This window comes from Bacillus sp. SN1, from assembly GCF_002796895.1.
GTDB lineage: Bacteria > Bacillota > Bacilli > Bacillales > Bacillaceae > Bacillus > Bacillus inaquosorum.
This window is the reverse complement of record NZ_PHIE01000010.1, coordinates 17,739-29,101: the sequence shown is the minus strand read 5'-3', so window position 1 is coordinate 29,101 and position 11,363 is coordinate 17,739. Positions and strand designations below refer to the sequence as shown.

The 11,363-nt window shown below is 43.6% G+C and carries 9 protein-coding genes and 1 pseudogene; 5 read left to right on the top strand and 5 right to left on the bottom strand.

What is annotated here, in order from left to right; genetic code table 11:
- From pgsA to CVV77_RS21670, 3 genes and pseudogenes are all read left to right on the top strand, one after another.
- Window positions 1–857: pseudogene (gene pgsA, locus CVV77_RS21680) on the top strand (capsular polyglutamate synthetase PgsA); the annotation flags it as partial.
- Between the two features lie 14 nt (window positions 858–871).
- Complete coding sequence (gene edmS, locus CVV77_RS21675; RefSeq protein WP_019259646.1) at window positions 872–1,039, top strand: extrachromosomal elements maintenance protein EdmS; 168 nt, start codon at window positions 872–874, stop codon at window positions 1,037–1,039.
- A 140-nt stretch (window positions 1,040–1,179) separates the two neighbouring features.
- Window positions 1,180–2,421, top strand: a complete 1,242-nt coding sequence (locus CVV77_RS21670) for a C40 family peptidase (protein ID WP_100276460.1) — start codon at window positions 1,180–1,182, stop codon at window positions 2,419–2,421.
- Window positions 2,422–2,657: 236 nt separating this feature from the next.
- Here CVV77_RS21670 and ywtE read toward each other — a convergent pair whose 3' ends face one another.
- Together ywtE and tagT are read right to left on the bottom strand one after the other, a co-directional pair.
- Window positions 2,658–3,518, bottom strand: coding sequence for a 5-amino-6-(5-phospho-D-ribitylamino)uracil phosphatase YwtE (ywtE, locus tag CVV77_RS21665; protein WP_100276459.1), 861 nt, complete (start codon window positions 3,516–3,518; stop codon window positions 2,658–2,660).
- Window positions 3,519–3,675: 157 nt separating this feature from the next.
- Entirely contained in the window at window positions 3,676–4,644 is a 969-nt protein-coding gene (tagT, locus tag CVV77_RS21660; RefSeq protein ID WP_060399634.1) for a polyisoprenyl-teichoic acid--peptidoglycan teichoic acid transferase TagT, read from the bottom strand.
- Between the two features lie 331 nt (window positions 4,645–4,975).
- Between tagT and CVV77_RS21655 the strand changes: the two genes are divergently transcribed.
- Window positions 4,976–6,349, top strand: coding sequence for a sugar porter family MFS transporter (locus CVV77_RS21655; protein ID WP_003235555.1), 1,374 nt, complete (start codon window positions 4,976–4,978; stop codon window positions 6,347–6,349).
- Window positions 6,350–6,385: 36 nt separating this feature from the next.
- Here CVV77_RS21655 and CVV77_RS21650 read toward each other — a convergent pair whose 3' ends face one another.
- From CVV77_RS21650 to gerBA, 3 genes are read right to left on the bottom strand one after another with little or no spacing between them, the layout of a single operon-like run.
- Window positions 6,386–7,510 (bottom strand): spore germination protein GerBC, encoded by a 1,125-nt coding sequence (locus CVV77_RS21650; RefSeq protein ID WP_019259641.1) that lies wholly within the window; start codon window positions 7,508–7,510, stop codon window positions 6,386–6,388.
- Window positions 7,507–8,613, bottom strand: a complete 1,107-nt coding sequence (gerBB, locus tag CVV77_RS21645; protein ID WP_100276458.1) for a spore germination protein GerBB — start codon at window positions 8,611–8,613, stop codon at window positions 7,507–7,509. The genes CVV77_RS21650 and gerBB overlap by 4 nt, the downstream gene beginning before the upstream one ends.
- 5 nt (window positions 8,614–8,618) lie before the next feature.
- The gene (gene gerBA, locus CVV77_RS21640; protein WP_100276457.1) at window positions 8,619–10,070 is read right to left on the bottom strand and encodes a spore germination protein GerBA; all 1,452 of its coding nucleotides are present in this window, start codon (window positions 10,068–10,070) and stop codon (window positions 8,619–8,621) included.
- Window positions 10,071–10,337: 267 nt separating this feature from the next.
- On the opposite strand from gerBA, the gene manA reads away from it, so the two are divergent.
- Window positions 10,338–11,288 (top strand): mannose-6-phosphate isomerase, class I, encoded by a 951-nt coding sequence (manA, locus tag CVV77_RS21635; protein WP_003235545.1) that lies wholly within the window; start codon window positions 10,338–10,340, stop codon window positions 11,286–11,288.
- Window positions 11,289–11,363 lie beyond the last annotated feature (75 nt).

The following is an 11,363-nucleotide window of genomic DNA, read 5'->3' as shown; positions in this document are numbered from 1 at the left end:
TCGGATTATGTAGCAGGAAACTTCGAAAACCCGGTAACCTATAAAAAGAATTATAAACAAGCAGATAAAGAAATTCATCTGCAGACGAATAAGGAATCAGTGCAAGTCTTAAAAGATATGAACTTCAGGTTCTCAACAGCGCAAACAACCACGCAATGGATTACGGCGCTCAGGGGATGAAAGATACACTTGGAGAATTTGCAAAACAAGATCTTGATATCGTTGGAGCAGGATACAGCTTAAGCGATGCGAAAAAGAATATTTCGTACCAGGAAGTCAATGGGGTAACGATTGCCACGCTCGGCTTTACAGATGTGTCCGGAAAAGGCTTCGCTGCTAAAAAGAATACGCCGGGCGTGCTGCCCGCAGATCCTGAAATCTTTATTCCTATGATTTCAGAAGCGAAAAAACATGCGGACATCGTCGTTGTGCAGTCACACTGGGGACAAGAGTATGACAACGATCCAAACGACCGCCAGCGCCAGCTTGCAAGAGCCATGTCTGATGCGGGAGCTGATATCATCGTCGGCCATCACCCGCACGTCTTAGAACCGATTGAAGTGTATAACGGAACCGTCATTTTCTACAGCCTCGGCAACTTTGTCTTTGACCAAGGCTGGACGAGAACGAGAGACAGTGCACTGGTTCAGTATCACCTGAAGAAAAATGGAACAGGCCACTTTGAAGTGACACCGATTGATATCCATGAAGCAACACCTGCACCAGTGAAAAAAGACAGCCTTAAACAGAAAACCATTATTCGCGAACTGACGAAAGATTCTAATTTCGCATGGAAAGTAGAAGACGGAAAATTGATGTTTGATGTTGATCATAGCGACAAACTAAAATCTAAATAATCGGAGTGATAAAGATGAAATTTGTCAAAGCCATCTGGCCGTTTGTTGCCGTAGCCATCGTGTTCATGTTTATGTCAGCTTTTAAATTCAACGATCAGCTGACAGACCAGGAAAAGCAGAAGATTGATACGGAAATGCATAAAATCCAGCAGCAGGAAGAACCGGTAAGCGCAAGTAAATAATTCAAAAAAGAGAGTGTCTGATGAGACATTCTCTTTTTATTTGCCCAGCATATTCATTCTGTAAAAATATCAAAAAGTTTCTTAACATATTCAAAAAAATACCGATGTTAAAACTGCAAAAAGAGGAGGAGATAATAAAAGTGAACACACTGGCAAACTGGAAGAAGTTTTTGCTTGTGGCGGTTATCATTTGTTTTTTGGTTCCAATTATGACAAAAGCGGAGATTGCGGAGGCTGATACATCAGCTGAATTGATCGTCAGCGAAGCAAACAAACTGCTTGGGTATCAGTATAAATACGGCGGCGAAACGCCGAAAGAGGGATTCGATCCTTCGGGATTGATTCAATATGTTTTCAGTAAGGCTGGTATTCATCTGCCGAGATCTGTGAACGACCAATATAAAGTCGGAACGGCCGTCAAGCAGGGGGACCTGAAGCCGGGCGATATATTGTTTTTCAAAAAAGAGGGAAGCAGCGGGACTGCTCCGACACACGTCGCTCTTTACATCGGAGACGGCCAAATGATTCACAGTACGTTATCAAAAGGGGTTATCATCACCAATTACACAAAAAGCAGCTATTGGAGCGGATCTTATATCGGGGCGAGACGAATCGCGGCCGATCCGGCCACGGCTGATGTTCCTGTCGTTCAGGAGGCCGAAAAATATATCGGCATTCCATATGTGTTTGGCGGAAGCACACCGTCAGAAGGCTTTGATTGCTCAGGGCTCGTGCAATATGTGTTTCAACAGGCACTCGCCATATATCTGCCGCGATCAGCCGAACAGCAGTGGGCAGTGGGTGAGAAGGTGGCGCCTCAGAACATAAAGCCTGGTGATGTTGTCTATTTCAGCAATACGTACAAAACGGGAATTTCACATGCAGGCATTTATGCTGGCGGAGGAAGATTTATTCAGGCAAGCCGTTCAGAAAAAGTAACCATTTCCTACTTGTCGGAGGATTACTGGAAATCGAAGATGACAGGCATTCGCCGATTTGACAACCTGACAATTCCAAAAGAAAATCCGATCGTTTCCGAAGCTACGCTTTATATCGGAGAAGTTCCTTACAAAAAAGGCGGAGCGTCTCCAGAGACTGGGTTTGATACAGCTGGTTTTGTCCAGTATGTGTACCAGAAAGCAGCGGGTATTTCCCTGCCTCGATACGCAACAAGCCAGTACAAAGCCGGAACTAAGATTGAGAAGGCGGACCTGAAGCCGGGAGACATTGTGTTCTTCCAATCAACAAGCTTAAATCCCGCCATCTATATTGGAAACGGACAAGCTGTTCATGTCACATTATCAAACGGTGTGACCATCACTAATATGAACACAAGCACGTATTGGAAAGATAAATATGCGGGAAGTGTACGGGTGCAATAAAAGACAAAGACTCCAGAATCTCTGGAGTCTTCAGCGTGTCGACAAACCCTCGCATTCGTTGTCAAGTCTGCGCGTCGGTGCTCACGAATTAGAACATTCGCTCCGCTCCAATGCTCACCTTTCCTAGACTTCAAGGGTTTTCAATCACGCTGAAAAAATGACAAAATCCTAAAACTAAAACCGTTTTAGGATTTTGTCAACAATTTGAGGACTCCAGAATCTCTGGAGTCTTTTCTTTATGCATATTGGCCGGAAAGAAGCTGGTCAATAAAGTAAGCCACACCATTTTCGTCATTGCTCTTTGTGACAAAGGTGCTTTTTTCTTTTAATTCATCGATTGCATTTTCCATGGCGATACGGTGTCCTGCGACTTCAAACATGGACAAATCGTTCGGACTGTCGCCGATCGCATAAATATCCTGTGTTTCAATTCCGTATATTTCAGCCAGCTCTGTCAGTGCGCGTCCTTTACCTGAAGAGGCCGGCAGGATTTCGATAATATGTTTTCCGGAAGAGGTTTGTGCCAGTTTTTTATGATGCTTCAGCTCTTCCTTCGCTTGTTTCAGCTTGTCCATGTCAAAGGAGAAGCAAAGCAGCTTATAAATGTTTTCGCTGCCGTCAAAAACCGATTCGATATGAGGGATCGGTTTAATGCCGAACTGCTTGAACTGAGTCATGGCTCCTTGCCACAATTCATCCGTCTTTTCGTTTGGATTCGCGCTCTTTAGAATATCAAGCTCCGCATGCAGCTTAGCTTCGCCGTCAAAAGGAGAAAGCAGATGGTCATCTGTATATACCTCAAAGTAAATATTTTTTGAGAGTAAGTAATCAGCGATCGCTTTACCGGCCTCCTGATCCATTAATGTCCGGCTGATCAAACGGTAACCCGTGTCGTGGATCGTTCCGCCATTTGCCGCAATGATCGGGATGTCCAAGTCATCCAGCAGCGCTTTTACATCAAATGTTGCTCTTCCCGTGCAAATGGTGACGAGGATGCCGGCATCAACGGCCCGTTTGATAGCCGTTCTGTTTTCAGCAGAAATGACGCTTTCTTTATTCAGTAATGTACCGTCTAAATCAATCGCAATTAATTTCATATGTAGGGGGAACCTCCTTAAAAATGAAGCTGCTTCGTGTAGTATGTTCAGCTTTCCTTAGAAACATAAACCATATAAATCAAGGCTAAACGTTACTTTGATAATTTTCAACAAGGAAATATGTAAAAACGGGATGGCGTAATTGCCATCCCGTTCATTATACACCTAAATCGTTTTGCAGCTCTTCTTTGATTTCCTGCAGTTTTGTATCGTTTAACTTGAAATAGTAAACACCGGCAGGTTCATAGTCATAACCCGTCAGTTGAATAGACTCAACTGATTTCAATGAAGTGATGAACGGGAACAGGCCGATGGCATCTTTAAGAGATAAGTTCATTTTCAGATTTTGTCCCATCGTATCCACAATATCATCATAAGCCGGAATTGAGCTAAGTGATTTTGATTTATCAATAATGGCGCTCAGCACTTCCATTTGTCTTTGTCCGCGTAAAAGGTCACTGTCCGCTTTACGTGTTCTCACGTAAGCAAGCGCTTCTTCTCCGTCAAGCGTATGTGTTCCTTTTTGAAGAACCACTTTTCCTTTTGTATCTTTTTTGATTTGCTGAATGACTTTATCGCTTTTTACCGTTACTTTGACGCCGTTCAGTTCATTTACGACGTCTTCAAAAGCTGTGAAATTGCTTTCTACGACATAATCGACTGGAATATCCAGCATTTCCTCAACTGTTTTCACAGTGAGGTCAACGCCGCCGTAGGCATGAGCGTGTGTAAATTTATCGTAGCCGTGGCCTGGGATGTTGACATAGGCGTCACGCGGAATGCTCAGCATTTTGGCTGTTTTTTCTTTCCGGTTAAATGTAACCAGCACATTCGCGTCACTTCTTGCCTGATCGACACTCTCGCCGTTTTCCTCTCTGGCATCAATTCCTAAGAGCAATACAGAGAAAGAATCTTTTCCGGGATCAAATTCTTTAATCCGTTTTACTGATTGTTCTCCGCGTGCAAGGCTGACGTGAGCTTCTTTAGAAGCATTATTCAGCTTTACATAGGCATAGGCGCCGACAGAGCCTGCCGCAATGACAAGAAAAGCCATCAAACCGGCAACGATTTTCACCCATTTTCTAAGTCGTCTCTTTTTCTTTCTGCGCTGTGATCGTTCCTCCATATCAATACCTCTCGTTCCTTTAATATTTGAAGCGTACCATTCATTTTGCCATAGGGCAACTCATCGAAAGACATTTTTCGATAAAAATTCCTATATTTATAAGTTCTTGTTCTTGAAAATTGAAATTTATAATGTGCTGAATCACCTTATATTGGACGCCGCAAGAGGCAAAATGTTTCAGCCCTATTGAAAAAAATGCAAGTAAATGATTGGAAACTTATGATCTGCAAGAATGAAAAGGTTTAATGGCCGGAAAAAGAGGCTAAAAGATTTCTAAAAAACGCCACAGACACAGAATGATTGCAGCTGATGGAGAAAGGGAGTCATTTTTATGAAAAAGCAGTCTAATATATGGCTTTATTTTTTCGGCGCTCTTGGAGGCGCGTTATACGGCTATGATACCGGAGTGATTTCCGGAGCTATTTTATTTATGAAAAAGGATTTAGGCTTGAACGCCTTTACGGAAGGACTTGTTGTCAGCTCCTTATTGGTTGGGGCGATATTAGGCTCAGGAGCGGCTGGCAAGCTGACTGACCGTTTCGGCAGAAAAAAAGCGATTATGGCGGCCGCGCTGCTGTTTTGTATAGGAGGTCTGGGTGTGGCGCTCGCCCCGAATACGGGAGTCATGGTGCTGTTTCGCATCATTTTGGGACTTGCAGTCGGAACATCGACGACCATCGTACCGCTCTATTTATCTGAACTGGCGCCAAAACAAAAACGCGGGGCGCTGTCATCCCTGAATCAGCTGATGATCACGGTCGGCATCCTTCTTTCTTACATTGTCAATTACATATTTGCTGATGCCGAAGCGTGGCGCTGGATGCTTGGATTGGCTGCTGTGCCGTCGCTGCTCTTGCTCATTGGCATTTTGTTTATGCCGGAGAGCCCGCGCTGGCTGTTCACGAACGGCGAAGAGGGCAAAGCGAAGAAGATTCTTGAAAAATTGCGTGGCACAAAAGATATTGATCAGGAAATACATGATATTCAAGAAGCGGAAAAGCAGGATGAAGGCGGCCTGAAGGAGCTGTTCGATCCTTGGGTGCGTCCCGCGCTGATTGCCGGCTTGGGACTGGCGTTTCTGCAGCAATTTATCGGAACGAATACGATCATCTATTATGCGCCAAAGACCTTTACAAACGTCGGATTCGGAAACTCCGCTTCGATTTTAGGAACGGTCGGAATCGGCACAGTCAATGTTCTCATGACATTAGTAGCGATAAAAATCATAGACAAGATCGGGAGAAAGCCGCTATTGTTATTCGGGAATGCCGGGATGGTGATCAGCTTGATCGTTCTCGCACTGGTGAATCTCTTTTTCGATAACACCCCGGCTGCCTCATGGACGACAGTCATTTGTTTAGGCGTGTTTATCGTTGTTTTTGCGGTTAGCTGGGGCCCGGTTGTCTGGGTGATGCTTCCTGAATTATTCCCGCTCCATGTCAGAGGAATCGGAACCGGGGTATCCACCTTGATGCTGCACGTTGGGACACTGATTGTTTCATTAACCTATCCAATATTAATGGAAGCGATCGGCATCAGTTATTTATTCCTGATTTATGCCGCGATCGGTATCATGGCGTTCTTATTTGTCCGGTTTAAAGTGACAGAGACGAAGGGAAAAAGCCTTGAAGAAATTGAGCAGGATTTAAGGGACAAAAACGGACAGGGAGGATCGGCTGGAAAACAGCAGACTGTCGGAACATAAAAAAGGGTGCGCGATCATGCGCACCCTTTTGATTGCTTACTTTCCGACTGTGCCGAAGTTAATGATTTTGAAAGAAATATCGTATTTAAAATCAGCCTCAGAAAATATTTCATCCCAATGTCCTTTTACTTTATTCCAGTATTCTGGGTATTGAATTCGGATGTAGTCGGATAAAAAGACCGGATCGGTTTTATACTCATGCTGCAGTTTATCCATAATCTTCTTTACATCGCCTTCAAGCTTTTTCTCAAAAATGTTCTCAAGCCTGTGCAAATAGCTTTTACTAAAGGAGTTTTCATTCGGATTTTGGTCTTCTGTCAGGATACCCTTTGTTTTGACAGAAATCTGAAAGACAGGCTTTCCGTTTTCAATGGCCGGCTTGATTTTAGATTTCGACCTTTTAATCTCAAACGTAATCGGATGTCCTTTATCTGTCGTCGGCATGACGCCGCCTTGGATCGTCCCCATGACCCATGTCAGTGTCTGGGTTTCATCAGCTGAAAGAAAGCCAACGAGTTTATTACTGCCGCTTTTGATAATGCCTGCCCCATCATATTTTGCTTTTCCCTTTTGGTTTTTCACGGCTTGAATGAGAAAACTGTAGCCATTTTGGCAATAGATAGAAGCCCTGCCGATGCGCAGCGGCAGCATAATCTTCCCGTTATACCCGCTGTTATTGGTTAGATCAATCAGCTTTTCGGAAGGCATCGGCAGCTGCTGCTTCGGACTTCCTTTCATAAAAATATCTCCGGCTTTCCCTCTGGCTGCCATCAAAAAGCTGCTGCGCCGCAGTTCATCATCCCGGATAAAATGGTTGAAAACCTGATCTACGTTTTGATTCCTCATGAGTGTTTCTCCCAGAAGAATGACTTTTAAATGGTCGCTATAGATAGGAGGGTCTTTAATGGATACATCACTGACTGCTTCTAGAATGGTTTTCCCGTGGGATGTCACATTGACAAATTCGGGTTTTCCGGATGCTTGGCTGTCTTCACTTTGGGGAAGAAGGTTTTGATACGTTAATTTATACTGATGGTCATCAGTTTCATCGATAGCAAGCCCTCTGGCGAAAGACAGTTTTTCAATATTTTTGACATCCCAGCATCCGCTGAGCATCTGCAGCATCAGAACCATTGCTGCAAGCTTCATCATTGTCTTCATTGCAGCTGATCCCTCCCCAGTTTTTTCTGTACCCAGCTTAAAAACCAGATAAGAAATGGTATTGCAAGGACACCTAGAAACACATATCCGAGAAGTGTACCGTAATAAAACACGGCATTAAGATCTTCAGGAAACATTGATAGGAAAAATGTAACAGCCAGCAGTGCAGCAAGCAGCCACGGATTGTTTTTATTTTTCAGGTGAAAGATATCTGTTAATCCAATATGCGCCCCCTTAAAGGAGCCGAGCATACATGCAAATTGCTGGGCTGTCCAGGTTAGCTGTAAAAACAGGTCAAATCGTTCAATAAAAATCCCTGGGATTTCTAATGCGTGAATGAGTGAAATGGTCGGCCACGTCACTGTTTTTGTCTCAGCCACACTCATACAGCCAATGACGATAAACAAAGTAATGCTATAGAAAACAGTCGAGGTTGCAATGCCCAAAGCGACAGCTTTTTTTACCTGCTTTGGATCTTTCATAAAGGGAACGAGATAAAAAATAATTTCAAATCCTGAAAAATATAAAAGGGTTTTAGGAAATAAATGAAAAAAACTTTGATAACCGTTTTCAAATACGGGCCGGATAAAATCTAATTGAAATAAACGAAAGCTGAACATCAGAAGCATAAGGAAAATAATAATAGTGACAGGAAAGATATACGCATATACCTTCGCAATGGGGTAAACGCCCCCGGCCACATGATAGATGGCAACCGCTAGAAAAATAATCACGACAACCGCCATCGGCGTGTTTTTTAAAAGAAAGAATCCGACAACCTCACCCAAAACCCGCGTTTGAAAGCATACGACACCGATAAAATAAAGGGAAATAAATAAATTTAAAAAGAAACCGATAAATTTTCCAGCTGCAATACTGTTGAGCTCAAAAATCGTTTTCCTTCTGTTCCGTTGAAGAAAAGGCAAAAAAAGCAGAGCAAAAATAATAAAAATAACACCCTGCAGCAGGATCATGATCCATCCGCTCGGACTGTCGGTTTCAGCGGCTGAACGGGGAAGGGTTAAGACACCGGCACCGATCATTGTACTGCTTACCATAATAAGCGTCTGCATAAATGTAAGCTTGTCCTCTGATTGCATCATAGCTATCACCTTTGTCTGATTTTATCTTTTGTGTCTTTACGGGTAGGCCTTCTTTTTAAAAATAGGGTAGGGATGCGAATCACAGTGTCCTTTAAATCTTGTCCGGGCTGTGCCATTATCGGAATAATGTAATCCTGGCCAAAGCTTTTCAGTCGCATCAAGTGGCCGATCACAAACAAAAAGACCATGATGACGCCATACATGCCAAGCATTGCAGCACTTATCATACCCGCAATGCGAATAATCCGCAGCGGAAAGTTATAGGCGTATGAAGGAACGGTAAAGGATGCCAATGCGGTAATGGATACCACAATGACCATCAGCGCGCTGACGATTTGCGCCTGTACGGCTGCCTGTCCAATGACAACGCCTCCAATAAGTCCAATCGTTTGTCCGATCGGCTTTGGCAGCCTTAAACCGGCTTCCCTGATCAGTTCTATCGTAAATATCATAATAAAGGCTTCGACAAAAGGCGGAAAAGGCACATTCAGTCTGCTGCCTGCAATCGAAATGGCCATTCTCGTCGGCAAAAGCCCCGTGTGGAAGGAAACGAGAGAAATATATAAGCCGGGCAAATAAATGGTAATCAGGATGCTCGAATAACGAAGCAAACGAATAAGTGACATTGTAATCCAGCGTTGGCTGTAATCATCCGGTGAATGAATAAATTCATCAACCGTTGCCGGTACAATGAGAGCAAACGGGGTGCCGTCCACCAAAATGGAAACCCTGCCTTCTAACAAAGAGCTTTCTACACGATCTGGACGTTCGGTGCTTAAGATCGTCGGAAAGATCGAAAAAGGTTCATCCTCAATGAGCTGTTCAAGTGTGCCTGATTCCGGCAAATCATCTGTCGTGATGGACTTCAGCCGTTTAAACACTTCTTTTACGACATAATCAGGGGCAATATCCTGAATATATGCGACAGCTATCTTTTTTTTTGTCCTTTTGCCTATCGTCATTTCTTTTATGACGAGATTAGGGTCACTCGTCCGTTCTCGTAAAAGCGCTGTGTTTGTCCGCAGTTTTTCAATAAAGCCAATCTTCGGACCGCGTTCCACGATTTCAGAGGAAGGTTCTTCAAGGTTGCGCGTCATTAATGTTTTCGTATCAAATGCCAGGCCCGCGCTGTAACCATCAGCCAGCAAAATGGTATGTCCGGAAAAAATGAGCTGCTGGATTTCTTTTATTGTAGAGATCACACTGTGATGATAGCCGAAAAAGAAAGCTGATAAATCTTCAATCATGCCTTCCTTTTGGGCTAATGATTCTTTTTGTAATGGAGAGATGACGTATTGCGCCAGAAGTTTATTTTCTGTCAAACCGTCAATATACAGTAGGCACGCCTTCTGTCTGCTGTCTCCGAAAGAAAACGTATAAAACATGATATCGTCGTTTTGCCCTAATTTTTTTTTCAATGTTTCTACATTGCGCTGGAGATCAGAGTCGATTTGCATAGTTTCTCTCCCCTTTATAAAACATATTGACGGTTTTTCTTAATTTGTATCAAAAAAGGAGAATTATTCTTTATGAGGAAAAGGTTGAAACAAACCTTCTTTTGAAAGTGATATAATAAAAAGGAAGCGTTTTCTCAAAAGGGGTCATTGATACATAATGCTTTGTACATATGTTGTCATAGGAAAAAGACAGCTTATACGGGCGTTTGTAAGGGGGGCGCACCGGGAAAATAATGATCAGCTATTTACAGGGGAGGGGTACGGATCATGACGCAATCACCGATTTTTCTAACGCCTGTGTTTAAAGAAAAAATCTGGGGCGGCACCGCTTTACGAGATAGATTTGGATACGGCATTCCTTCAGAAAGAACGGGGGAATGCTGGGCCATTTCCGCTCATCCAAAAGGACCGAGCACCGTAGCGAATGGCCCGTATAAAGGGAAGACACTGACTGAGCTTTGGGATGAGCATCGGGAAGTATTCGGCGGCGTGGAGGGGGAGCGATTTCCACTTCTGACAAAGCTGCTGGACGTGAAGGAAGACATGTCGATTAAAGTTCACCCTGATGATTATTATGCTGGAGAAAATGAAGAGGGAGAACTCGGCAAGACGGAATGCTGGTACATTATCGACTGTAAGGAAAACGCGGAAATCATTTACGGACATACGGCCCGCTCAAAAACCGAACTTGTCACAATGATCAATAGCGGTGACTGGGAAGGCCTGCTGCGAAGAATCAAAATTAAACCGGGTGATTTCTATTATGTGCCGAGCGGTACGCTGCACGCCTTGTGTAAAGGGGCACTTGTTTTAGAAACACAGCAAAATTCAGATGCCACATACCGGGTGTACGACTATGACCGGCTTGATAACAACGGAAGGCCGAGAGAGCTTCATTTTGCCAAAGCGGTCAATGCGGCAACGGTTCCCCATGTGGACGGGTATATAGATGAATCGACCGAATCCAGAAAAGGAATAACCATTAAAACGTTTGTCCAAGGGGAATATTTTTCGGTATATAAATGGGACATAAATGGTGAGGCCGAGCTATCTCAGGATGAATCCTTCCTGCTTTGCAGCGTGATAGAAGGAAGCGGTTTGCTGATCTATGAAGACGAAACATGTCCGCTCAATAAAGGCGATCACTTTATTTTGCCCGCTCAAATGCCCGATTTTACGATTAAAGGAACTTGTACACTTATCGTGTCTCATATTTAAACTTAATCTCACTTCGAGATTAAGTTTTTTTTATTAAAAAATGGAAGTGATTCACCTATAAATGAAGCATAAGCG